Genomic DNA, 23,170 nt, shown 5'->3' with positions numbered 1-23,170 from the left:
TACGAGACCACCTGCGCCGCCGACCTGAGACCGCCCAGCAGCGCGTACGGCGAGCGCGACGACCAACCGGCCAGCACCACGCCGTAGACCGACACCGCGCCCATGGCCAGCATGAACAGCACCGCCACCGGCAGGTCCACCAGCTGCAGCGGCGTCTGCACGCCGAACAGGTTGACCATCCCCGCGAAAGGCACGATCGAGAAGGCCAGGAACGCCGGGATCACCATGATGACCGGCGCCAGCAGGTAGAGGACCTTGTCCACGGTCCGCGGGAAGAGGTCTTCCTTCAGACCCATCTTCAGGCCGTCGGCCACCGATTGCAGGAGGCCGAACTTGCCGGCCCGGTTGGGGCCGAACCGGTTCTGCATCCTGGAGATCAGCTTGCGCTCGAACCAGACGCCGAACAGGATGCCCAGCATCAGGAAGGCGAACAGCAGCACGGCCTTGATGATCGTGATCCACAGCGGGTCCTTGCCGAAGTCGGCGAGGGTGGGATCGGCCGCGAGAACGTGGGTCATGAGGCGCTCCCGATGGTGACGATGTCGCCGGCCACCGCGTGCAGGTCACGGGTGACCGAGCAGCCGCCGGAGTTCGCAGGCACCCAGACGACCCGGTCCGGCAGATCGGCGACGCGCACGGGCAGGGTGACGCTGTCGCCCACGACGAGCTTGTCGCCGTCCGCGACCCCGAGCTCGGCCGCCGTGCTCTCGGAGACCAGCGCCTCGGCGGCGCGGGCGGTGCCCGCCAGGTACGGCTCGCCGTCCTGCAGCCTGCCCTCGTCGAGCAGCAGGTGCCAGGCCGCCAGCAGCGCCTCGCCGGCCGCCGGGGCGACCTGGGCGCGGGTGGCGGTGTGCGGGGCGGTGACGCGGCTGCCGCGCCAGGCGCCCAGGCCGGACAGCTCCCGCCTGGCGGCCTTGGCGTCCGGCAGGCCCAGGTGGACGTCCAGTCGGTCGGCCAGGTTGCCGATCACGGCCAGGTCGCTCTGCAGGCCGGGCACCTTCAGCGGCGCCTCGAACGAGCGGCCCCTGCCCTCCCAGTTGACGAACGTGCCGCCCTTCTCCTGAACCGCGGCGACGGGCAGGACCACGTCGGCGCGGTCGGTGACGGCGCTGGCGCGGATCTCCAGGCTGACGATGAACGGCGTGTGCTCGAGCGCGTCGAGCGCCGCCGCAGGGTCGGCCAGGTCGTAGGGGTCGACGCCGGCCACGACCAGCGCGTCCAGCTCACCGGCGCGGGCGGCCTCCAGGATGCCGGTCGTGTCGCGGCCGGGGGTGGCGGGCAGCGAGGCCACGTTCCACGCCCTGGCGACCTCGGCCCTGGCGGTCTCGTCGTCGACCGGGCGGCCGATCGGCAGCAGGTTGGGCAGCGCGCCGGCCTCGACCGCGCCGCGCTCACCAGCCCTGCGCGGCACCCAGGCGAGCCTGGCGCCGGAGGCGTTGGCGAGCCGCACCACGGCGGACAGGGCGCCGGGGACGGTGGCCAGGCGCTCGCCGGCGAGCACGATCGTGCCCTCGGCCAGCGTGCCGACCAGGTCGCCGATCGCGTCGGCCTCGGCGCCGGGCGCGGTGCGGATGAGCGTGCCGCCCATCTTGACCAGGCCGGGCGAGGCGAACGGGGCGATCGAGGTGACCTTGAGGCCCTTCTTCTGCCACGCCTTGCGCAGGCGCAGGAAGACGATCGGCGACTCCTCCTCGGGCTCGAACCCGACGAGCAGCACGTGGGGGGCGTTCTCGAGGTCGGTGTAGCTGATCTCGATGCCCTTGCCGGCCACCGCGTGCGCCAGGAACTGCGCCTCCTCGGCGGAGTGCGGCCGGGCACGGAAGTCGATGTCGTTGCTGGCCAGGGCCAGGCGGGCGAACTTGGCGTACGCGTAGGAGTCCTCGACCGTGACCCGGCCGCCGACCAGCACGCCGGCCTTGCCGCGGGCCTTGGCCAGGCCCTCGGCGGCCACCGCCAGCGCCTCCGGCCACGAGGCGGGCACGAGCACGCCCTCCTCGTTGCGGACCAGCGGCGTCTTCAGCCGGTCGGGCTGCTGGGCGTAGGTGAAGGCCCAGCGGCCCTTGTCGCAGTTCCACTCCTCGTTGACCTGCGGGTCGTTGCCGGCCAGGCGGCGGGTGACCCGGCCGCGCCGGTGGTCGGTGCGCTGGGCGCAGCCGGCGGCGCAGTGCTCGCACGCGCTCGGCGTGGAGACCAGGTCGAACGGGCGGGCCCGGAACCGGTAGGCGGCGCCGGTCAGCGCGCCGACCGGGCAGATCTGCACCGTGTTGCCGGAGAAGTAGGAGTTGAACGGCTTGCCCTCGGCGGTGCGCACCTGCTCCTTGGCCCCGCGCTCGAAGAACTCGATGAGCGGGTCACCGGCGATCTGGTCGGAGAAGCGGATGCACCGGGCGCACTGGACGCAGCGCTCGCGGTCGAGCAGCACCTGCGTGGACAGCGGCAGCGGCTTGGGGAAGGTCCGCTTCTGCTCCTGGAACCTGGACTCGCCCTGGCCGTTGGACATGGCCTGGTTCTGCAGGGGGCACTCGCCGCCCTTGTCGCAGACCGGGCAGTCGAGCGGGTGGTTCATCAGCAGCAGCTCCATGGCCCCGCGCTGCGCCTTCTCGGCGACCGGCGAGGTGAGCTGCGTCTGCACGACCATGCCCTCTGCGACCTCGATCGCGCACGACGGCTGCGGCTTGGGGAAGCCGCGGCCGTTGCCCGCGTCGGGGATGTCGACCAGGCACTGGCGGCAGTTGGCCGCCGGGTCGAGCAGCGGGTGGTCGCAGAACCTGGGGATCTGGATGCCCAGGAGCTCGGCGGCCCTGATGATCAAGGTGCCCTTGGGCACGCTGACCTGGAACCCGTCGATGGTCAGGGTCACCAGGTTCGTCTCGGTCTCTACGACTGTCACTGCTCACCCCAGAGAGTGGACTTCTTCGGGTCGAACGGACAGCCGCCGATCTCGAAGTGCTTGAGGTACTCCTCGCGGAAGTACTTCACCGAGGAGTGGATCGGGCTGGTCGCGCCGTCGCCCAGAGCGCAGAACGAACGTCCGAGGATGTTGTCCGCGATGTCGGTGATCGTGGCCAGGTCCTCCTCGGTGCCCTGGCCCTTCTCCAGGCGCTTGAGCACCTGCTTGAGCCAGTACGTGCCCTCGCGGCAGGGCGTGCACTTGCCGCAGGACTCGTGGGCGTAGAACTCGGTCCAGCGCAGCACCGTGCGGACCACGCAGGTGGTCTCGTCGAAGATCTGCAGGGCGCGGGTGCCGAGCATGGAGCCCTTGGCGCCGACCGCCTCGAAGTCGAGCGGCACGTCGAGGTGCTCGTCGGTGAAGATCGGCGTGGAGGAGCCGCCCGGGGTCCAGAACTTGATCTGGTGACCGGCCCTGATGCCGCCCGCCATGTCGAGGAGCTCGCGCAGCGTGATGCCGAGCGGCGCCTCGTACTGGCCGGGCCTGGTGACGTGGCCACTCAGCGAGAAGATGCCGAAGCCCTTGGACTTCTCGGTGCCCATCCCGGCGAACCAGTCGGCGCCGTTGCCGATGATCGAGGGAACACTGGCGATCGACTCGACGTTGTTCACGACAGTCGGCGAGGCGTACAGGCCCGCCACGGCGGGGAACGGGGGCTTGAGTCGCGGTTGACCCCTGAAGCCCTCCAGCGAGTCGAGCAGCGCCGTCTCCTCGCCGCAGATGTACGCGCCGGCGCCGCTGTGCACGACCAGCTCGAGGTCGTAGCCGGAGCCGAGGATGTCGGTGCCGAGGTAGCCCTTCTCGTACGCCTCCCGCACGGCCGCGTGCAGCCGCCGGATCACGTGGAGCACCTCGCCGCGCACGTAGATGAAGGCGTGGTTGGCCCGGATCGCGTAGGACGTGATGATGATGCCCTCGACCAGCGAGTGCGGGTTGGCCATCATCAGCGGGATGTCCTTGCAGGTGCCCGGCTCCGACTCGTCGGCGTTGACGACGAGATAGTGCGGCTTGCCGTCGCCCTGCGGGATGAAGCCCCACTTCATGCCGGTGGGGAAGCCCGCGCCGCCGCGGCCGCGCAGGCCCGAGTCCTTGACGGCCTGGATGACGGCGTCGGGCTCCATGGCCAGCGCCTTCTTCGCCGCCTCGTACTCGCCGTAGGCGTCGATGGTGAAGGAGTTGGGCTGGTCCCAGTTCGCGGTCAGGACCGGTGTCAAAGTCGTGCTCATGCCTCGGGGGCCTTCCATCCGTTGGCCTTGGCGACCTTCAGGCCCTCCAGCGAGGGGCCGGCGGCCGACGGGCCGTCGCCCGCCAGGTCGTCGGGCAGGCCGGCGAGCACGCGCGAGGCGTCCTTGAAGCTGCAGAGCTTCTTCGGGCCGCGGGTCGGGCGCACGTCCTTGCCGTCACGCAGGTCGTCGACGAGCTGCTTGGCCGACTCGGGGGTCTGGTTGTCGAAGAACTCCCAGTTGACCATCATGACGGGGGCGAAGTCGCAGGCCGCGTTGCACTCGAGGCGCTCCAGCGAGACCTTGCCGTCGGAGGTCGTCTCCTCGTGACCGACGCCGACGTGCTCGGACAGCTCGTCCCAGATCTGGTCGCCGCCCATGACCGCGCACAGCGCGTTGATGCACACGCCGACGTGGTAGTCGCCGGCGGGCTTGCGCTTGTACATCGTGTAGAAGGTCGCGACGCCGGTGACCTCGGCCTTGCTGATGCCCAGCATCTCCGCGCAGAACTCCTGCCCGTCGTCGGAGACGTAGCCGTCCTCCGACTGCACGAGGTGGAGCAGCGGCAGCAGAGCGGAGCGTGTCTTCGGGTAACGCCCGATGATCTCCTTGGCGTCTCGCTCCAGACGCTCCCGGATCTCCGGTGAATATGTCACCGGTCCACACCTCCCATGACGGGGTCGATAGAAGCCACCGCGGCGATCACGTCGGCGACCTGGCCGCCCTCCGCCATCGCGGGGAAGCCCTGCAGGTTGCAGAAGGACGGCTCGCGGAAGTGCACGCGGTAGGGGCGGGTGCCGCCGTCGCTGACCACGTGGGCGCCGAGCTCGCCCTTGGGCGACTCGATGCTGGCGTACGCCTGCCCGGCCGGCACGCGGAAGCCCTCGGTCACCAGCTTGAAGTGGTGGATGAGCGCTTCCATCGAGGTGCCCATGATGTGGGCGATGTGGTCGGGTGAGTTGCCGAACCCGTCGGGGCCGAGCGCGAGCTGCGCGGGCCAGCCGATCTTCTTGTCCTCGATCATCACCGGGTCGCCCTTGAGCGGGCCGGCGATGCGGTCGAGCGCCTGCTCAACGATCTTGAGGGACTCTTCCATCTCCTTCATGCGGACGAGGTAGCGCGAGTAGACGTCGCAGCCGCGCTCGGTCGCGACGTCGAACTCGTACGTCTCGTAGCCGCAGTAGGGCTGCGACTTGCGCAGGTCCCACGGGAGGCCGGCGGCGCGCATGATCGGGCCGGTGATGCCCAGGGCCATGCAGCCGGTCAGGTCGAGGTAGGCCACGTCCTTGGTGCGGCGCACGTAGACCGGGTTGGCGTCGAGGAGCTTGCGGATGTCCTTGATCCGCTTGGGCATCTCCTTGAGGAACTCGCCGACCTTGTCGACCGCGCCCGCGGGCAGGTCGACGCTCACGCCGCCCGGCCTGATGTAGGCGTGGTTCATGCGCAGACCGGTGATGTACTCGAAGAGATCCATGATCATCTCGCGGTCGCGATAGCCGAAGAGGAACGGCGTGGTCGCGCCCAGCTCCATGCCGAACGTGCCCATCGCGACCAGGTGCGAGGAGATCCGGTTGAGCTCCATCATCATCACGCGGATGGCCTGCGCCCGGTCCGGGATGCGGTCCTCGATGCCGAGCAGCTTCTCGACGCCCAGGCAGTAGGCGGTCTCGTTGAAGATCGGCGAGAGGTAGTCCATGCGGGTCACGAACGTGGTGCCCTGGGTCCACGTCCGGTATTCCATGTTCTTCTCGATGCCGGTGTGCAGGTAGCCGATGACGCTGCGCGCCTCGGTCACCGTCTCGCCGTCGAGGGTCAGGACCAGGCGGAGCACGCCGTGCGTGGACGGGTGCTGCGGGCCCATGTTGACGACCAGGCGCTCTTCTTCGGTGTCGCGCGCTCCGGTGACGACCTCGTCCCAGTCGCCGCCGTTGACCGAATAGACCTTGCCCTCGGTCGCCTCGTCATAAGCGGTGCTCACGAGTAGCTCCTCCTCTGGTCGGGCGCGGGGATGGTGGCGCCGCGGTATTCGACCGGGATGCCGCCGAGCGGGTAGTCCTTGCGCTGAGGGTGGCCGTCCCAGTCGTCCGGCATCATGATCCGGGTGAGCGCGGGGTGACCGTCGAAGATGATCCCGAAGAAGTCGTACGCCTCACGCTCATGCCAGTCGTGACCAGGGTAAACGCCCACAGTCGATGGAATGTGCGGGTCGGAGTCAGGGGCGCTGGCCTCGACGCGTACGCGGCGGTTGTAGGTGATCGAGCACAGGTGGATGACCGCGTGCAGTTCCTCGCCCACCAGGTGCGGGTAGTGCACGCCGGTGACGCCCAGCGAGAGCTCGAAACGAAGAGCCGGGTCGTCGCGCAGCTTCTGGACGACCTCGACCAGCCGATCCCGCTTGACGTGCAGGGTCAGCTCGCCGCGGTCGACGACCACGCGCTCGATGGCGTCGTCGAGCGCCAGGGCGTCGACGACCTCGTCGAAGTAGCCGCCGTACGGGCGGGGCGTCGACAGCTGCGGCGCCCGGCGCACGACGAGGCCGCCGTAGCCGGAGGTGTCGCCGGAGTCCTGCGCGCCGAACATGCCGTGCCGGGCGATCGGAGCCTCGGGGACGGCGGGAACCGCGGCCTCGGGGGTCTCACCGCTTTCCGGGCTGCCGGGGAGGTTGTCGGGCGAGGTCACTTCGAGGCTCCCTGGTCGATCAGCGGCAGCGGCCGCAGCGCCTGCAGCTCGAGCTCCTCGATCTGCTTGGCGCGGTGGGCGCCGAACTTCATGTTCTGGATCTTGTCGTGCAGCTTCACGATGGCGTCGATCAGCATCTCGGGCCGCGGCGGGCAGCCCGGCAGGTAGATGTCGACGGGCACGACGTGGTCGACGCCCTGCACGATCGCGTAGTTGTTGAACATGCCGCCGCTGGAGGCGCACACGCCCATGGAGATGACCCACTTCGGCTCGGCCATCTGGTCGTAGATCTGGCGCAGCACGGGCGCCATCTTCTGCGAGACGCGGCCGGCCACGATCATGAGGTCGGCCTGGCGAGGAGACGCCGAAGCGCGCTCCATGCCGAAGCGCGCCAGGTCGTAGTGGGGGCCGCCGGTGGCCATCAGCTCGATGGCACAGCACGCGAGGCCGAATGTGGCGGGCCACACGGAGTTCTTACGCGCCCATCCGGCGGCCGCCTCGACCGTGCTGAGGATGAACCCGCTGGGGAGTTTCTCTTCAAGTCCCATTTTCAGTCCCAGTCCAGACCCTTGCGGCGCCACACGTACGCGTAGGCGACGAGCACGGTGACGATGAACAGCACCATCTCCACGAGCGCGAACAGCCCCAGGCCGGAGCTGAGCACCTGGCCGGCGTCGTTCGTCTGCGGCGCGAACGAGACCGCCCACGGGTAGAGGAAGATGATCTCGATGTCGAACACGATGAAGAGCATCGCGGTGACCATGTACTTGAGCGGGAACCGTCCACCACCGACGGGCTGGGGCGTCGGCTCGATGCCGCATTCATAGGCGTCAAGCTTGGCGCGGTTCCAGCGCTTGGGGCCGGTGAAGGGAGCGATGGCGACCGAGAAGATCGCGAAGCCCCCCGCGAGAACGGCGAGCACCAGGATGGGCACGTAAAGGTCCATCGCTACGCCTCCTCTGGAGTCGCCGCGCGCGCGGGCGCGCAGCCGGATCTGTCAGTTCTGAGATTCATGCTGGTGGGGCGACCTTCGAGAGAGCGTTAATGATCATGTCTGACGCATCGCCTCGCCGGTCGGTGAGATTACCAAGGAGTTTGATGGCGAAGCGCATCAGCCTCGGGTGAGGGAGACCGTGCCTGGTGCCGAAGCTCATGACGCCCGGCTTTCCGATGACCTCGACGAACAGTCGGCCCAGGGTGAAGTATCCGCCGTAGGCGTCCTTCAGCACTTGAGGATAGGTCCTCAGAGTGCGTTCTTGCTCCGCGGGGGTGGTGCCCTTGAGGGCCTTGGCGATGACCTCCGCGGCGATCTCGCCGGTCTCCATGGCGTAGGCGATGCCCTCGCCGTTGAACGGGTTGATCGACCCGCCCGAGTCACCCACGAGTACCAGGCCGCGCGTGTAGTGCGGCTGCCGGTTGAAGGCCATGGGGAGCGCGGCGCCGCGGATGGGGGCCGTCATGTTCTCCTCGGTGAACTCCCACTCGGGAGGCATGGCCTTGCACCAGGTCCGCAGCAGGTCCCGGTAGTCGATGTTCTTGAACTGCGCGCTGGTGTTGAGCAGCCCGAGGCCCACGTTGGCGGTGCCGTCGCCGACGCCGAAGATCCAGCCGTAGCCGGGCAGCAGCTTCTCCTGCGCCCACAGCTCCAGCCAGATCTCGAGGTAGTCGTCGTCGTGGCGCGGGCTCTCGAAGTACGTCCGCACCGCCACGCCCATCGGGCGGTCCTCGCGCTTGTGCAGCCCCATGCCCAGGGCCAGCCGGGTGCTGTTGCCGTCGGCGGCCACCACCACGCGGCTGCGGTATTCGCGGCCGTCCTTGGTCGTCACGCCGACGATGTGGCCGCTGCGGTCGTCGAGGACGGGCCCCGTGACGGTCACGCCCTCCATCAGGCGCACGCCGTTCTTGACCGCGTTGGCGGCGACGATCTGGTCGAAGTCCTGGCGGGTGCGTACGAGCCCGAAGTCGGGGAAGCGCTCGAGCTGTGGCCAGTCGAGGTCGAAGCGGAGGCCGCCGCCGACGACGCGCAGCCCCTTGTTCCTGACCCAGCCGGGAGCGTCGACGTCGACACCCATGTTGAGCAACTGCTTGACCGCCCGCGGCGTCAGGCCGTCGCCGCAGACCTTCTCGCGGGGGAACCTGGTCTTCTCCAGGAGCAGCACGTCGAGTCCGGCCTGAGCGAGGTAAAAAGCGGTTGCGGAACCGGCGGGACCGGCGCCGACGACGATGACGTCAGCGTCAGCCTTCGTGGCTGTTGGCACGGTCACTGTCCTGTCCTACACGCTCGAAGGCCTCGGGGGTGTGCTGCCTTCGTTCCTTTGTGAACCCCTTCACAAACTTGTCGGCCCGCAGTCTACTGCTTTTCCTGTACATAGTGGCAGTCGGGGTGCTGTTCTGTGATCCAAGAGGAACGGTGTGTCGCGTGTGGTCTCACGCCGACTTGAACCCTCTGTGCAGGGCGACGATGCCCATCGTGAGATTGCGCCAGGCGACCCGCTCCCAGCCGGCCTCCTGAATGATCCGGGCCAGCGTGCGCTGGTCGGGCCAATCCCGGATCGACTCAGCCAGATATTCGTAGGAATCGTCATTGGAGCCGAACACCTTGGCCACTTTTGGCAGCAGCTTCATCAGATATTCGCGGTAGACGAGATCGAAGGGCCCGAACGTCACGTGGGAGAACTCCAAGATCACCAGTCGGCCGCCCGGCTTGGTGACGCGCAGCATCTCCCGCAGCGCCTGCGCGGTGTCGTGCACGTTGCGCAGCGCCACCGAGATCGTCACCGCGTCGAACGCCTCGTCGGCGAACGGCAGCCGCAGCGCGTCGCCCGCGATGAAGGGCACCCCGTCACCCGAAAGCGCGTTGCCGCCGTGGCGGCGCACGCCGGTGCGGAGCATGCCCAGCGAGAAGTCGGACGCGATGGCCCGCGCGCCCAGCGTGGTGAACGCGTCGGTGGACGTGCCGGTGCCGGCGCCCAGGTCGAGCACGAGCTCCCCGGGGCCCGCGTCGATGGCCGCGGCCACCGCCTTGCGCCACATCCTGACCTGCCCGAGGGAGATCACGTCATTGACCAGGTCGTAGCGCCGGGCGGTGCGATCGAACATCGCGGCGACCTCGTCCGGCTGTTTGTCCAACTGAGCGCGCGTCATAGGCCAAGACTATGGGAGGCCCTCCAGGCCCGTACCTGCGGCCATGAACACCGCTTTTAGCGGAAAGTAGCTACTTGACTACCGAACGTCTGCTAAAACTTGGCGAATGCTTGCCCGTGTCGCCCTTGCGGCGATCATCGCCTCGGCTCCCACGGCGCATTTCCGCGTCGTCTCGGCCGACCCGGTAGACAGCACCCCCCACGTGCTCGACGGCATCGTCAACGCGATCACGGTCGTCGGGAACACCGTCGTGGTCGGCGGCTCGTTCAGCGAGGTGAGCGACGCCGCCCGCACGACCGCCTACCCGCGCTCCAACCTCTTCGCCTACGACCTGACCACTGGCCGCGTACTGCCGGACTTCGCGCCGATCGTCCCGGGCCCCGTGTACGGCCTGGCCGCCGGCGACCAGGGCACCGTCTACGTCGGCGGCGAGTTCATCGGCGTCAACGACGCGCCCGCCAGGTCGCTGGCCAGGCTCAAGCTCTCCGACGGCTCGCTGGTGACGGGCTTCGCGCCGCGCATCGGCGGCGGCATGGTCTCCACCCTGGCCAGGCAGGGGTCGAAGCTGTACGTGGGCGGCGACTTCACCAGCCCGCGCACCGCGCTGGCCAGGATCGACGCGACGACGGGCACGGCCGACCCGGCGTTCGGCATCACGCCAGGAGGGTCGCTGACACCCAAGGTAAAGGTCTACGCGATCGCCGCCACCCGCTACCGGCTCGCCGTGGACGGCACGTTCACCACGCTCGACCGCCAGTCCAGGCCGCAGCTCGGGCTCATCGACATCAGCGGCCCCACCGCCAGGCTCGCGCCCTGGCGGACCGAGGCGTACGCGCGCCCGTGCATGAGCGCGTTCCCCTCGTACGTGCGCGGCCTCGATTTCTCACCCGACGGCCACTATTTCGCGGTCGTCACCACCGGGGGCCCCAAGGGCGGGATGTGCGACACGGCGGCCAGGTTCGAGACGTACGCCAAGGGCGCCACCATCAAGCCGACCTGGGTGAACGCCACCGGGGGCGACTCGCTCTACGCGGTTTCCGTGACGGGCGCGGCGGTCTACGTGGGCGGGCATCAGCGCTGGCTGAACAATCCGCGAGGGCGGGACTCCGCCGGCCCCGGAGCGGTCTCACGCCCGGGGATCAGCGCCATTCATCCGACTACGGGAATGGCCCTCAGTTGGAATCCCACACGGGAGCGCGGGATCGGCGTGAAGGCGTTTTACGCGCATCGCAGAGGACTACTTGTCGGTAGCGACACAACCAGACTCGGACGGGAGTACCATGCCCGGATTGGCATGTTCCCCCTGCCCTAGTCGTCTTGTGGCTTCGGCCGGTCGATCTTGTTGCTGATGCGCTCGCTCACGGCATCACGCTGCTTGCTGAGCAGGACGTAGCTCGCTATGCCGCTGATCAAGAAAGACACCGCGATCAGCACGAGCGGGTTTTGCAGCCCGAGCAGCCACAGCACCAGGAGAGTGACCAGAAAGATGCCGATCCGCGACAGTGTGTAAAGGAGAACAGGACGCACAGGTTCGAGGTTACTCGGACCCGTGGACCGGTCGCTCTTCGCATCGAACGCGAGCGATGCTACTGTTCCCAGTCAGGGAGTTTCGTAAAGAAACACCCACGAGAGCCCCAAAGAGGCTCTATCATATAACAATCGGGCAGTCAGCTGATAACAACCCGTGATCTTTGCAGAAAACCACGGATAAATCAGGCTTCGCTCGACACACTGGTTACCTGTCCGCCCGCTGGCAGGAAGCGGGATGCGAGGGGGAGAGATTGGTGGAGAGTAGCAGCGAGCGTCTGCTGACCCCAGGAGAGGTTGCCGCCCTCTTCCGGGTAGACCCAAAGACGGTTACACGCTGGGCTGCGGCAGGCCGCATCAGCAGTATCCGCACCCCCGGAGGGCATCGGCGGTTCCGCGAGTCGGAAGTGCACGCCCTTCTACGAGGCGAGGACGTTTTGACGGCCGACAGGCCGGCAGGTGAGTCCCCGCGCGTCTGACTGTGCAGACGGTGATCCTGCGACGGCAGGATCACCGCCGGCGCGACCCACTGTTCGCGTGCTTTCGGCCACACTTCCGTCCGGCAGCATGAGGCGGCGCCAACCGCCGACCGTGGTTGGCGCCTGTCTGGTCGCCTCAGGCGTCCTCCTGCCGCGCCTTGAAGGCCAGGAACTCACGCTCCAGTTCGTCGTTCTCCTTCTCCCATTCATTGCGGCGCTCGGCCAACTCCTCCTCCGTCAGCGCCTCGGGCAACCACTGCTCGTAGTCCGGATCACCGGGCTGCACCTCGACGTACGCGTTCCCGATCAGACGCCCGTCTTCGCTGGTCAGGCTCTGCGGCACGCGCAGGGTCCCGTCCGCGAGCCGGATGACGTACATGTCCGATCACCTAGATTCCGTAGCGCCGGTTGAAGAAGAGCATGATGTCCAGCGCCATCCGCGTGTCTCCCCCGAGCATGTCCACGAGGGCCGGACGCTGGCGGGAGGCGATGGCGGCGAAGGCGTCGGCGAAGAACTCCTTGCGGCCGAGCCCCCCGCCCTGGCGGTGGAAGGTCGAGGCCAGCAGCGGCATGGCCGTGTCGTAGAGGCGGACGAACTCCGGGGAGTCGGAGACCCAGCCGCCGTACGCCGAGTCGATGTCGTCGATGGCGTGGCCGACCTCGTGCATCATCACATCCGGGGTGGGTGACGGGCGGTCACCCACGACGATCTTACGGTCACCGTACGCTCCCGCGCAGATGTCCCAGGTGGCGCGGCCCGACGGGAGCGGGGCCCCTCGTAAGTAGCCCATGTCGTCGAGGTCCGGGACGCCGCCGCGGCCGACGTAGATGCCCTCCAGCCCGGCCGCGAGCTTCTCCTTCAGCCGCTCCGGCAGGCGGGCGAGGCTCTCCACGGCGCGTACGACGTCCGCCGACGGCGGTCCCATCCTGGCGTCCCACTGGCGGTGCAGGATGCCCTCCAGCTTGCCGCAGTGGCGCAGGCCGTCGCCCATGGACGGCACGCCGGGCCGGTTGGGCTGGGCCCTGGGCTGGTCGTCGAGCTCGAAGTCGTACCAGGTGTAGCGGGGGCGTTCGACCACGGCGGCGGGCAGCCGCTCGCCGCGCTCGCGCAACGAGAACCCGTCCCAGCTCGTCTCGGAGGGCCGTCGTACCTCGTCGCCCGGCCACGCCATCCGCTCACCCCGCTCGTTACCCGGCCATCTCGTCCGCTCGCGCTCTCCGGCTCGCTCAGGCTGGCCTCTGGGCACCTCGGCGCCCCGTCCCCGATTCTTGCGCGCCTTGGCGTCCGTGCGGCTCTCAAAGGGCTTCTCGCGGGCGTTGAACCAGACGGAGCGGTCCGCGTCGCGGGGCGCCTCACCGCGCCGCGAGAAGAGATACGACCCGCGCCGCCACCAACGGCCGCGCCGATGTCGGCCCTTGTCACCAGACGCCTTGGAGTCAGAAAAGGCCATCGCACCTCTCAACGCCCGTGGAGTCCGGCGACTTCGCCGCATCGGCCTCCACGGTACGACGCATGTCTTCCCCTAGTCACCTGAAATGGGACATCGGGAAGCACGATCACGTCGCGGATGGCTTACAGTTCAGGAATGGCAGGTGTACTGATCGGCCTGGCGCTGCTGGTCTTCTGGCTCTTCTCGCTGTTCGACGTGGTCACCGCACCCGAAGACGAGGTTCGGAACGTACCAAAGGCCCTGTGGATCCTGATCGTCGTCCTGATCCCGGTGCTCGGCGGTCTGGTGTGGATGGCCCGCGGCCGGCCGCGGGCCCCGCGCGCCGCGTGGCCGGTGCCCCCGGGTCCGGGCATGCCGAAGGGGCCGGACGACGACCCCGACTTCCTGCGCGATCTCGACCGCCGCATGCGTGGCGACGACGTCTGAGCCGATCAGACGTCGGCGTAGCTGTGCAGGCCGCTGATGAAGACGTTGACGCCGATCAGGTTGAACATCAGGCACGCGAACGCCACGAGCTGCACGATCGTCGCGGCCCTGCCCCGCCATCCGGCCGTCACCTTGGCGTGCAGGTAGGCGGCGTAGGCCACCCAGGTGATGAACGACCAGACCTCCTTGGGGTCCCAGCCCCAGTAGCGGCCCCACGCCCGGTCGGCCCAGAGCGCGCCCGCGATCACCGCGAACGTCCACAGCGGGAACGAGAACACGATCGCCCGGTGCGCCACCCGCTCCAGGTCGGCCCGCGAGGGCAGGCGTGACATCCCGTCGCCGCGCACCAGGTAGAGGACCCCGGCGACGCCGGCCAGCGTGAACAGGCCGCTGGAGATGATCGCGGCGGTGACGTGGATGGCGATCCAGTACGAGTCCAGCGCGGGCACGACCGGCCCGGCCGCCGTGTAGAAGAACTTGACCGCCAGGCCGAGGCCGAGAGCCGCCGTGATCATCACGAAGGCGCCGAGGAAGCGCACGTTGTAGCGGATCTGGGTGCCGAGGAACGCGGTCACGGCGGCGAAGCAGATGGCCACCACGAACTCGTACATGTTGCCCCACGGCCACCGGTCCACGGCCATGCCGCGGGTGGCGATGGCGGCGAAGTTGGCCGCCCAGCCCACCCAGGCGAGCACCAGGGCCACCTTGCCGGCCCTGACCGCCCCACGTGACGGCTCCTTGGCCTCCGGGGTGGCGACCACGTCGTCGACCGGGGACGCCGCGTCGGCCGCAGCCGCCCCGACCGCGACCGGCTGCCTGACCTCGGACCGCTCGGCGGCGACCGCCTTGTCCGGCCGGGACCTGCCGAAGGCCAGCTCGATCGCGAACCCGATCATGGCGAAGAAGTAGAGCAGAACGGCGGCGACGACGAAAAGGTCGCTCAGCTCCGCGAGTTGCTCAGCGGACATCCTTTTCTCCTGCGGATAGAACCTTGACGATGTCGGCGAACTCCTCGGCGAAGCCCGCCGCGGAGCCCTCTGTGCGGGTCAGACCGCCCACCTCGACCACGCCGTTCCCGAGCCGCACGAACACCCTGCGGCGGCGGATCATCAGGGACAGCGCGATGGCGACGACGGCCGTGGCGGCGGCGATCAGCACCGGCATGCGCCCGGGGTCGTAGGCCGTCTGGAGCGTGATCCATTCCTTGACCCCGGTGAACTCCAGCTTGCCCGCCCCCTTCGGCAGGTCGATCGACTGGCCGACCGCGAGGGGCTTGGGCACGCTCTTGCCCATGATCAGTGGGGTGAGCTTCTTCATGAGCTCGGGCGGCGCGAGCTCGTACACCGACTGCGGCCGGCCGGAGCGCAGCCCCAGGTCGCCGCTGAAGGCTCCGACGAGCTGCACCTCGGGGTTGAGCTCGCCGGGGAAGGCCGAGGCGTACGTGCCGTCCGTGAGCGGCACGCTGGTGGGCAGGAACTGCAGCAGGAACCCGAGCTGCGACGGCTGGGCGTCGGGCACCTTGACCACGCATCCCGAGGCCATCGTGGCCTTGGCCTCGATGAGGCACGGCACCGGGCCCTCGAAGGCGACCTGCCCCTTGCCGTCGGTGACCTTGAAGACGGGGGCGTAGCCGTTGCCGATCAGGTAGGTCTGCGTGCCGTTGATCTCCAGCGGGTCGTTGACCTTGAGGTCGTACTCGCGGGCGGGTGACCCGGGCGAGTCGTTGACCTTCAGGCGGGCCGTGTAGTCGAGCGCCTGGCCCCGCTTCTCCCCCGTCACCTGGTAGGCGACCTTGAAGTCCTCCAGCTGGAAGGAGAACGGCTCCAGCGACTCGGCCGAGACCTGGCTGCCCGGGATGAACCGGTCGTAGGCGGCCACCGTGTTGGCGAACCCGTCGCCCTCGACGACCAGGACGTTGCCGCGGTAGCCGAACAGGGAGCCGAAGCCGACCGCGAACAGGATCCCCAGCAGGGCGACGTGGAAGAACAGGTTTCCGGTCTCGCGCAGGAAGCCCTTCTCGGCCGACACCCACCCGTCGCCGGTCACGACGCGGAAGCGCAGCTTGCGCATCCGCGCGGCGGCCTCGTCGACTCCCAGGTCGCCCTCGAACGAGGCGGAGTGCGGCAGACGGGACAATATCTTCGGCGCTGCAGGCGGCTTGCGTCGCAGCTCGCGCAGGTAGGTGGCGGTACGCGGGATGATGCAGCCGATCAGCGAGGTGAACAGCAGCAGGTAGATCGCCGCGAACCAGACCGAGGTGAACACCTCGAAGAGCTGGAACCTGTCGTACCACTCGGCCAGCGTGGGGCTCTTCTCGTAGAGCTGCGCCACCTTGTCGGGGTCGACACCGCGCTGCGGCACCAGGGAGCCCGGCACCGAGGCGAGCGCGAGCAGGAAGAGCAGGATCAGCGCCGTCTTCATCGAGGTGAGCGTGCGCCAGCCCCACCGCAGCCAGGCGACCAGCCCGAACCCCGCCTGCCGCGGCGACTGCTCCTTCGCCAGCTCCTTGACGCTCATCAGATCACCGGCTCGAAGCCGCCGATCAGGCCCTGCATGGCAGCGATCATCTCTCCCCACAGCCCGGTCACGAGCAGCACCCCGACGGCCACCATCATGCCGCCGCCGATCCTGGTGATCAGGCGCGAGTGCTTGCGGATGGCCCGGAACGTGCGCAGGGCCTTGCTGTACGCGAGCGCCGCGCCCACGAACGGCAGCCCGAGACCCAGCGCGTACGCGACGGCCAGGAGGGCGCCACGCGCGGCGCTGCCCTCGTTGAGCCCGAGCGCCAGCACGACGGCCAGCGTGGGCCCGATGCACGGCGTCCACCCCAGCCCGAACACCACGCCGAGCAGCGGCGCCCCGGCCAGCCCCGCGGCGGGCACCTTGTGGATGCGCACGTCGCGCATCAGCCCGGGGACGACCCCCAGGAACGCGAGCCCGAGCAGGATGGTGAGCACCCCGAGCACCCGCGTGATGATCTCGACATGGCCCAGCATGACCGAGCCGAGCCCGCCGAACAGCGCCCCGCTGAGCACGAACACCAGCCCGAACCCGGCCACGAACAGCACCGTCCCCAGCACCAGCCGCCCCCGCTTGGGGTCGGCGCTCATGCCGGTCACGTACGACAGGTAGCCCGGCACCAGCGGCAGCACGCACGGCGACAGGAACGACACGACCCCGGCCAGCACCGCGATCGGCACCGCGAGCAGCAGCGAGCCCGAGGCCACGACGTCACTCATCGCGCACCTTGGTCACGGTGTTGAGCAGGTCGGTGTACTTGACCGCGCCGAGCGCCCTGGCGGCGATCCTGCCCTGCTTGTCGATGATCAGGGTGGACGGGATGGCGGCGGGCGGCACCGTGCCCTGGAAGGCCAGCGCCACCTTGCCCGGCTGGTCGAAGATGTGCGGGTAGCCGGTCTTCTCGGTGCGCTCGAACGCCAGCGCGTCGGCCTGGCGGTCCTTGAAGTCGACGCCGATGAACTCCACGCCGCCGGCCTTGGTCTTGGCCGCGACCTCCTTGAGCACCGGCGCCTCCGCCCGGCACGGCCCGCACCACGACGCCCAGAAGTTGAGCACCACGACCTTGCCCTTGTGCGCCGCGAGCGAGGCGGTGGCCCCGTCGAGAGTCGGCCCCTCGACCGCGGGCGCGGCCTTGCGCTCGGCCGCGTCGAACAGCTGCATCTTCCCGTCGCCGGCGACGAAACGGGTGTCGCCGGCCTGCGGCTGGCCGCCCTGGTTGCCCGCGCAGCCCGCGACCAGCAGACCCAGGAGGACGAGAGAGATGGACTTGGCGCGCACGGAGGAAGATCTCCTTGTACTACAACCGGTAGAGCTTGCAACTCTACCGGCGAGCCCCCTCGCTCCGGACATCAGGCCCCGGGAACGGACGGACCGGTCTGAAGCGACCCCGCGGGCTCGCTGTAGCCGACGCTGACGAGGCGGTCGCCGTCGAAGGTGAGGGTGGTGAGGCTGGCCAGCGCGCACTGCCTGCGCCGCGGGTCGTGCCAGAGCCGGCGGCCCTCGGCGGCCGACCTGATCGTCCAGATGGGGAGCTGGTGGCTGACGAGCACCACCTCGTGCCCGCGGGCCGCCGCCCTGGCGTCGTCGATCACCGACTTCATGCGCCTGACGATCGACGGGTACGGCTCGCCCCACGACGGGCGCAGCGGGTTCCAGAAATAGCGGTAGTTGCGCGGGTTTCGCAGGATCGCCAGGCCCCGGCCCACCGGGCGGCCCTGCAGCAGGTTGCCCGCCTCGATCAGGCGCTCGTCCTGGACGACGTCGAGGCCGAGCTTCTCGGCGAGGGGCGCCGCGGTCTCGAGGGCGCGCTCCAGCGGGGAGCTGTAGATGGCGACGATGTCACGGCCGCCCACGGCCTTGGCGACCGTCTCGGCCATGAGCTTTCCCGTCTCGGACAGGTGGTAGCCCGGGAGCCTGCCGTACAGGAGACCGGCGGGATTGTGCACCTCGCCGTGACGCAGCAGGTGGACGACGGTGGTTTCAGCCATGGTGCGCACAGCCTATCCGCTCCACCTCTATGAGCAGCGTGAGGCCCGGCGGCTCAGTTGACGGCCCAGGCGTTCTCCTGCTTCCTGCTCGCCTCGGCCAGCGCCTCGACCATGGCCCTGATCGCGGGACGGCGGGCCGCGTCCGTGCGCCACACGGCGTAGATGCGCCGCGTCTGGCGCGGCCTGATCGGCACGAGCCGCACGCCGTCCGGGACGCAGTCCCGGCCGAGCCGCGGCACGATCGCGCACCCCAGCCCGCCCGCCACCAGCGCGAGCTGGGTCGGGTACTCGTCGGCCATGCACGCGATCACGGGCTCCACCGAGGCGTTGCGCAAGGTGAAGACGAGCCAGTCGTGGCAGACGGTGCCGGGAGACCCGCTGATCCAATGGTCGTCGCGCAACTGGGCGAGCTCCAGCTCCCTGCTGTGGGCCAGCGGGTGGTCGGCGGGCACCGCGATGTCGGCCACGTCGTCGAGCAGCGTGGCCCTGGACAGGCCGTCGGGCAGGGCCATGGGCCGGTTGAGCCAGTCCTGGATGACGCCCAGGTCCAGCTCGCCCCTGGACACCTCGCGCACCACCCGCTCCGGCTCGCGCTCGCTGAGCTGGACCCACAGGTCCGGGTGGCGCTCCCGAAGCGAGACGAGCGCGCCGGGCATGAGGCCGCGCACGGCGGTGGGGAAGGCCGCGATGTTCAGGCGGCCGACGACCTCGCCGCGCAGCGCCTCGAAGTCCGCCTCCGCCGTCTCGACCAGGGCGAGGATGCGCTCGGCGTGCTCGGCGAGCAGGCCGGCCGCGTCCGTGAGGCGCACGCCGCGCCCGTTGCGCTCCATGAGTCTGGCACCGGTCTCGCGCTCCAGCTTGGCGATCTGCTGGGAGACCGCCGAGGGCGTGACCATGAGGGCGTCGGCCGCCGCGCCGACCGACCCGTAGACATGGACTGCGTGAAGGGCCTTGAGCCGGTTCAAGTCCAACATGTAAGGCATCCTAAATGGTTTAGCGTAGAAAGTCTCGCTTGTCGTTGAATGTGTAGCGGATGAAAATAGATGCATGAGAATCCTTAAGACGAAGAAGCAGCAGCCGAGCTCCGTGTCCTACCTCAAGGTGCTGGCCGAGCAGGCCCGCGAGCAGCGCATCCGTTACCAGAAGCCCGCCCGCTGAGTGAGGCCCCGCCACCTCGCCCTCGCCGTCGGCCTCGAGGCCGCGCTTATGGTCGCGCCCACTTCGCCGCTCGTGACTCCTCCGTCGCTCTCTCGCGGCGAGCTCCTGCGCTCGGTGTGGGGCTTCAACTTCGTGGTCATGCAGGCCGGCCTGCGGCACTTCCCGCCGCTGCTGTACGCGGGCATCAGGTTCGCCCTGGCGGCGTTCCCCGCCCTGCCGTTCGCCGGCCGCCCGGGAGTCCCGTGGCGCTGGGTCGCGGGGGTGGCGGCCACCATCGGGGTCGGCCAGTTCGGATTCCTGCTCGTGGGCATGCGAGCGGGCATGCCCGCTCGGGGCCTTCGCTGCCCTCTGCCTGGCCGCAGCGGCTGCCTGGGGCCTCGGCAACGTGGTTCAGCGCAAGGCCGCGCCGCCCGATCCGTTCCGCTTCATGGTCTGGGTGAGCGCCTTCTCCGCGATCCCGCTCCTGCCACCACCCCTTAGAGAACGGCGGCAGCCGCCTTCGCCGCCGCGGGCAGCGCCTCTGCCACGCGGCCCAGCGCCTCCTCGTCATGGGAGGCCGACAGGAACCAGGCCTCGTACGCCGACGGCGGCAGATAGACGCCCTGGTCGAGCATCGCGTGGAAGAACGCCGTGAACGCGGCCGTGTTCTGGGTCTTGGCCTCGGCGAAGTTCGTCACCTCGGCGTCCGTGAAGAAGATCGAGAACAGGTTGCCCGCCCGCTGCAGCCGGTGCGGCACCCCGGCGGCCGACAGCGCCTCGGAGGCCGCGTCGCCGACGGCGAGGGCCGCGGTGTCCACGCGCTCATACGCCTCGGCGTCCAGGGCTCGCAGGGTGGCCAGGCCGGCCGCGCAGGCCAGCGGGTTACCGGACAGCGTCCCCGCCTGGTAGACGGGCCCCTCGGGCGCGAGCAGGGCCATCACCTCGGCCCGTCCCCCGAAGGCCGCGGCGGGCAGGCCACCGCCCATGACCTTCCCGAAGGTCATCAGGTCGGCCTCCACCGGCTGCAGGCCGTACCAGCCAGCGGGCGAGACCCGGAACCCCGTCAGCACCTCGTCGACGATGAGCAGCGCGCCGTGGGTCGTGCACAGCTCGCGCAAGCGCTCGTTGAACCCGTCCTTCGGCGGGACGATCCCCATGTTCGCCGGGCAGGCCTCCGTGATCACGCACGCGACCTCCGCCTCCGCGAAGGCCGCCTCGACGGCCTCGATGGAGTTGTACGGCAGCACGATCGTGTCCGCCGCCGACGCCCCCGTCACGCCCGGCGTGTCGGGCAGCCCGAACGTCGCCACCCCGGACCCGGCCGCGGCCAGCAGCGCGTCGACGTGCCCGTGGTAGCACCCCGCGAACTTGATCACCTTCGACCGCCCGGTGAACCCCCTGGCCAGCCGCACCGCGCTCATCGTCGCCTCGGTGCCCGAGCTGACCAGCCGTACCTTCTCGACCGGCGCCACCCTGGCGACGATCTCCTCGGCCAACTCCACCTCACCGGGGGTGGCGGTGCCGTAGGAGAACCCGTGAGCGACCGCCCCGGACACGGCCTCGACGACCGCGGGGTGCCGATGCCCGAGGATCATGGGGCCCCAGGAGCACACCAGGTCGACGTACCGGTTGCCGTCGACGTCGGTGATGTGGGGGCCCTGGCCGGAGACCATGAAGCGCGGCGTCCCGCCGACCGCTCCGAACGCGCGCACGGGCGAGTTGACACCCCCGGGCACGATCCGGCGGGCGCGGGCGAACAGGTCCTCGGAGTTCTGTGTACGGCTCACCCGACCCAGGTTAGCCGCGCCCCCACCCGCCCCCTGCACGCGGCGGCCTTCGGAGCGGGCACCACGAGGGCCGCGGTCAGTCGGCCAGCCACTCCAGGATGCGCAGCGGGTCGGGCAGCGGCTGCCCGTTCGGGGGCCGGAGCCAGGAGACGGGCTGTCCCGTCGGCAGGGCCGAGGGGGGCGCGAGGACGTAGCTGTCGCGGCAGTGCCACCTCAGCCCGGGCGTGTCGTCGATCGTGGCGGGATCGCAGTCGAGCTGGCACGACCACCACTCGTCCTCGTCCTCGGGATTGCCCCGCGTGGCCACGTAAAACAAGACCCGGTCGCCGTTGGCGGCGACCGGGCCCGGGTGTGCTCCGGCGTTGTCGATCCGGGTGAGGGCCGACAGGCCGAGGGCGAGCGGTACGTCGAAGACGTCGAACACGCGTCCGGTGGGCAGGATCACGTTGGCCTCGGGCTCGGCCTGCCACCAGCGCGTCAGCAGTGCCGTGTCCGTCGTGGCCTGCAGGTGCCAGGCGGGCGAGAGCGGATGGGCACCCGGGTCGGGACAGCCGAGGCGGTCACAGGAGCAGGCACGCGGCCCTTGACGCAGCGGATAAGCCCCCGGCACGACGGGCCACCCCATGGCGGCGTATTCGAGCACGGTGCCGATGCGTGTCGGCCGCGACCGTTTTCTGGTACGCCGAGCCAGTGGTACCCCCACCATTGGTGTCTCCCGTCGAGTCCCCGCGCCTGAGGAGGTCCCGGCTCCGGGCAGCCATACGCGCCACGCGGGACACACCAGCACTTGTTATCGCACTCTAACGCACAGACCTCACGAGTTGACGGGAAACCCCTTGGTTAGAGCCCTCGTGCCACTTCCGTTGCCCAGTACGTGAGGATCAGGTCGGCCCCGGCGCGCTTGATCGCGACCAGCGATTCGTTGATCATGCGCTCCCGGTCCACCCAGCCGTTGGCCGCGGCCGCCTCGACCATGGCGTACTCGCCGCTCACCTGGTAGGCCGCCACCGGGACGTCCACCTCGTCGCGGACGCGGGTGATGATGTCGAGGTAGGCCAGCGCGGGCTTGACCATGACGGCGTCGGCGCCCTCGGCGAGGTCGAGCCGGACCTCGCGCAGCGCCTCCTCCAGCGGCCCGGCGGGGTCCTGCTGGTGGGTGCTGCGGTCGCCGAACTGCGGCGCGCACTCGGCGGCCTCGCGGAACGGCCCGAAGAAGGCGGACGCATACTTGGCCGAATAGGCCAAGATCGGGACATTTCCATAACCGGCCCCGTCCAGGGCGGAGCGGATCGCCCCCACCTGGCCGTCCATCATCCCGCTCGGTGCCACCATCTGCGACCCCGCGGCGGCCTGGGCCACCGCGATCGAGGCGTAGCGCTCCAGCGTGGCGTCGTTGTCCACGTCGCCGGACGGGGTGAGGATCCCGCAGTGCCCGTTGTCGGTGAACTCGTCGAGGCAGGTGTCGGCCATGACCACGACCGCGTCGCCGACCTCGGCGTTCACCTCACGCAACGCCACCTGGAGGATCCCGTCGGGATCGTCGGCGGCCGAGCCCCGCGCGTCCTTCACCGCGGGGATCCCGAACAGGATGATCCCGCCGACGCCGGCCTCCGCCGCCTCGTGCGCGGCCTTGCGCAGCGAGTCGCGGGTGTGCTGGAAGACACCCGGCATCGAGGCCACGGGCTGCGGCTCGGCGATGCCCTCCTTGACGAACGCGGGCAGGATCAGGTCGGCGGCGTGCAACCTGGTGCCCGCCACCATCCTGCGCAGGGCGGGGCTGCGACGCAGCCGCCGCGGCCGGGCCACAGGGTACTGCGCGGTCATACGCCACTCCTCAATCGCGAAAACGCGAAGGCTAA

General features: G+C 69.6%; 26 protein-coding genes. 4 read left to right on the top strand and 22 right to left on the bottom strand.

Going from position 1 to position 23,170, the window contains the following annotated elements; all coding sequences use genetic code 11:
• From ACIBI9_RS55800 to ACIBI9_RS55755, 10 genes are all read right to left on the bottom strand, one after another.
• Positions 1–518 (bottom strand): NADH-quinone oxidoreductase subunit H (locus tag ACIBI9_RS55800; protein WP_397235562.1); only part of this gene is annotated, 518 nt, incomplete at its 3' end.
• The gene (locus tag ACIBI9_RS55795; protein ID WP_397235561.1) at positions 515–2,890 is read right to left on the bottom strand and encodes an NADH-quinone oxidoreductase subunit G; all 2,376 of its coding nucleotides are present in this window, start codon (positions 2,888–2,890) and stop codon (positions 515–517) included. The genes ACIBI9_RS55795 and ACIBI9_RS55800, both read right to left, overlap by 4 nt.
• Positions 2,887–4,176, bottom strand: coding sequence for an NADH-quinone oxidoreductase subunit NuoF (gene nuoF / locus ACIBI9_RS55790; RefSeq protein ID WP_397235560.1), 1,290 nt, complete (start codon positions 4,174–4,176; stop codon positions 2,887–2,889). The genes ACIBI9_RS55795 and nuoF overlap by 4 nt, the downstream gene beginning before the upstream one ends.
• A complete protein-coding gene (gene nuoE / locus ACIBI9_RS55785) occupies positions 4,173–4,829 on the bottom strand; it encodes an NADH-quinone oxidoreductase subunit NuoE (RefSeq protein WP_397235559.1) in 657 nt (218 codons plus the stop codon). Before nuoE ends, nuoF begins: the two co-directional genes overlap by 4 nt.
• A complete protein-coding gene (locus ACIBI9_RS55780; protein ID WP_364846456.1) occupies positions 4,826–6,151 on the bottom strand; it encodes an NADH-quinone oxidoreductase subunit D in 1,326 nt (441 codons plus the stop codon). Before ACIBI9_RS55780 ends, nuoE begins: the two co-directional genes overlap by 4 nt.
• A complete protein-coding gene (locus ACIBI9_RS55775; protein ID WP_397235558.1) occupies positions 6,148–6,852 on the bottom strand; it encodes an NADH-quinone oxidoreductase subunit C in 705 nt (234 codons plus the stop codon). The genes ACIBI9_RS55780 and ACIBI9_RS55775 overlap by 4 nt, the downstream gene beginning before the upstream one ends.
• A complete protein-coding gene (locus ACIBI9_RS55770) occupies positions 6,849–7,400 on the bottom strand; it encodes an NADH-quinone oxidoreductase subunit B family protein (protein ID WP_185069987.1) in 552 nt (183 codons plus the stop codon). Before ACIBI9_RS55770 ends, ACIBI9_RS55775 begins: the two co-directional genes overlap by 4 nt.
• 2 nt (positions 7,401–7,402) lie before the next feature.
• Positions 7,403–7,798, bottom strand: coding sequence for an NADH-quinone oxidoreductase subunit A (locus ACIBI9_RS55765; protein ID WP_185069986.1), 396 nt, complete (start codon positions 7,796–7,798; stop codon positions 7,403–7,405).
• A gap of 64 nt (positions 7,799–7,862) precedes the next feature.
• Entirely contained in the window at positions 7,863–9,116 is a 1,254-nt protein-coding gene (locus ACIBI9_RS55760) for a geranylgeranyl reductase family protein (RefSeq protein WP_397235557.1), read from the bottom strand.
• A 163-nt stretch (positions 9,117–9,279) separates the two neighbouring features.
• Positions 9,280–9,996, bottom strand: a complete 717-nt coding sequence (locus tag ACIBI9_RS55755; RefSeq protein WP_397235556.1) for a demethylmenaquinone methyltransferase — start codon at positions 9,994–9,996, stop codon at positions 9,280–9,282.
• Positions 9,997–10,102: 106 nt separating this feature from the next.
• Between ACIBI9_RS55755 and ACIBI9_RS55750 the strand changes: the two genes are divergently transcribed.
• On the top strand, positions 10,103–11,308 hold the full coding sequence (locus tag ACIBI9_RS55750) for a hypothetical protein (RefSeq protein ID WP_397235555.1): 1,206 nt from the start codon (positions 10,103–10,105) through the stop codon (positions 11,306–11,308).
• Here ACIBI9_RS55750 and ACIBI9_RS55745 read toward each other — a convergent pair.
• Positions 11,305–11,523 carry a DUF4229 domain-containing protein gene (locus ACIBI9_RS55745; RefSeq protein ID WP_397235554.1) on the bottom strand — a complete coding sequence of 73 codons (219 nt, stop codon included), beginning with the start codon at positions 11,521–11,523 and terminating at the stop codon, positions 11,305–11,307. The two genes, ACIBI9_RS55750 and ACIBI9_RS55745, sit on opposite strands and share 4 nt — an antisense overlap.
• Positions 11,524–11,780: 257 nt before the next feature.
• Between ACIBI9_RS55745 and ACIBI9_RS55740 the strand changes: the two genes are divergently transcribed.
• Positions 11,781–12,002 carry a BldC family transcriptional regulator gene (locus tag ACIBI9_RS55740; RefSeq protein WP_026214226.1) on the top strand — a complete coding sequence of 74 codons (222 nt, stop codon included), beginning with the start codon at positions 11,781–11,783 and terminating at the stop codon, positions 12,000–12,002.
• A 136-nt stretch (positions 12,003–12,138) separates the two neighbouring features.
• Here the strand turns inward: ACIBI9_RS55740 and ACIBI9_RS55735 are convergent, their stop codons facing one another.
• Both ACIBI9_RS55735 and ACIBI9_RS55730 read right to left on the bottom strand, forming a co-directional pair.
• Positions 12,139–12,381, bottom strand: coding sequence for a hypothetical protein (locus ACIBI9_RS55735; protein ID WP_397235553.1), 243 nt, complete (start codon positions 12,379–12,381; stop codon positions 12,139–12,141).
• A 10-nt stretch (positions 12,382–12,391) separates the two neighbouring features.
• Positions 12,392–13,174 carry a hypothetical protein gene (locus tag ACIBI9_RS55730; RefSeq protein ID WP_397235552.1) on the bottom strand — a complete coding sequence of 261 codons (783 nt, stop codon included), beginning with the start codon at positions 13,172–13,174 and terminating at the stop codon, positions 12,392–12,394.
• A gap of 414 nt (positions 13,175–13,588) precedes the next feature.
• Here ACIBI9_RS55730 and ACIBI9_RS55725 point away from each other — a divergent pair, with 414 nt between their 5' ends.
• Positions 13,589–13,879, top strand: coding sequence for a PLD nuclease N-terminal domain-containing protein (locus tag ACIBI9_RS55725; RefSeq protein WP_185069979.1), 291 nt, complete (start codon positions 13,589–13,591; stop codon positions 13,877–13,879).
• Positions 13,880–13,884: 5 nt separating this feature from the next.
• Here the strand turns inward: ACIBI9_RS55725 and ccsB are convergent, their stop codons facing one another.
• The 6 genes from ccsB to ACIBI9_RS55695 all read right to left on the bottom strand — a co-directional run bounded on the left by ccsB (position 13,885) and on the right by ACIBI9_RS55695 (position 19,361).
• Entirely contained in the window at positions 13,885–14,847 is a 963-nt protein-coding gene (gene ccsB / locus ACIBI9_RS55720; RefSeq protein WP_397235551.1) for a c-type cytochrome biogenesis protein CcsB, read from the bottom strand.
• Positions 14,837–16,396 carry a cytochrome c biogenesis protein ResB gene (locus tag ACIBI9_RS55715; RefSeq protein WP_397235550.1) on the bottom strand — a complete coding sequence of 520 codons (1,560 nt, stop codon included), beginning with the start codon at positions 16,394–16,396 and terminating at the stop codon, positions 14,837–14,839. The genes ccsB and ACIBI9_RS55715 overlap by 11 nt, the downstream gene beginning before the upstream one ends.
• Complete coding sequence (locus ACIBI9_RS55710; protein WP_397235549.1) at positions 16,396–17,118, bottom strand: cytochrome c biogenesis CcdA family protein; 723 nt, start codon at positions 17,116–17,118, stop codon at positions 16,396–16,398. The genes ACIBI9_RS55715 and ACIBI9_RS55710 overlap by 1 nt, the downstream gene beginning before the upstream one ends.
• The gene (locus ACIBI9_RS55705) at positions 17,111–17,677 is read right to left on the bottom strand and encodes a TlpA family protein disulfide reductase (RefSeq protein WP_397235548.1); all 567 of its coding nucleotides are present in this window, start codon (positions 17,675–17,677) and stop codon (positions 17,111–17,113) included. The genes ACIBI9_RS55710 and ACIBI9_RS55705 overlap by 8 nt, the downstream gene beginning before the upstream one ends.
• A gap of 71 nt (positions 17,678–17,748) precedes the next feature.
• Complete coding sequence (locus tag ACIBI9_RS55700) at positions 17,749–18,387, bottom strand: histidine phosphatase family protein (protein WP_397235547.1); 639 nt, start codon at positions 18,385–18,387, stop codon at positions 17,749–17,751.
• Between the two features lie 53 nt (positions 18,388–18,440).
• Positions 18,441–19,361: a LysR family transcriptional regulator gene (locus tag ACIBI9_RS55695; protein WP_397235546.1), complete on the bottom strand. Its 921-nt coding sequence runs from the start codon at positions 19,359–19,361 to the stop codon at positions 18,441–18,443.
• Positions 19,362–19,617: 256 nt separating this feature from the next.
• On the opposite strand from ACIBI9_RS55695, the gene ACIBI9_RS55690 reads away from it, so the two are divergent.
• Complete coding sequence (locus ACIBI9_RS55690; protein ID WP_397235545.1) at positions 19,618–20,025, top strand: hypothetical protein; 408 nt, start codon at positions 19,618–19,620, stop codon at positions 20,023–20,025.
• Here ACIBI9_RS55690 and hemL read toward each other — a convergent pair.
• The 3 genes from hemL to hemB form a co-directional block, all read right to left on the bottom strand.
• On the bottom strand, positions 20,022–21,311 hold the full coding sequence (hemL, locus tag ACIBI9_RS55685) for a glutamate-1-semialdehyde 2,1-aminomutase (protein WP_397235544.1): 1,290 nt from the start codon (positions 21,309–21,311) through the stop codon (positions 20,022–20,024). The two genes, ACIBI9_RS55690 and hemL, sit on opposite strands and share 4 nt — an antisense overlap.
• Before the next feature lie 76 nt (positions 21,312–21,387).
• Positions 21,388–22,017, bottom strand: coding sequence for a bifunctional DNA primase/polymerase (locus ACIBI9_RS55680; RefSeq protein ID WP_397235543.1), 630 nt, complete (start codon positions 22,015–22,017; stop codon positions 21,388–21,390).
• 134 nt (positions 22,018–22,151) lie between these two features.
• The gene (hemB, locus tag ACIBI9_RS55675; RefSeq protein ID WP_397235542.1) at positions 22,152–23,135 is read right to left on the bottom strand and encodes a porphobilinogen synthase; all 984 of its coding nucleotides are present in this window, start codon (positions 23,133–23,135) and stop codon (positions 22,152–22,154) included.
• Between the last annotated feature and the right edge of the window lie 35 nt (positions 23,136–23,170).

Source organism: Nonomuraea sp. NPDC050451 (assembly GCF_044458585.1).
Note: the sequence above shows the minus strand (reverse complement) of the source record. Positions and strands in the feature narration are given on the sequence as shown.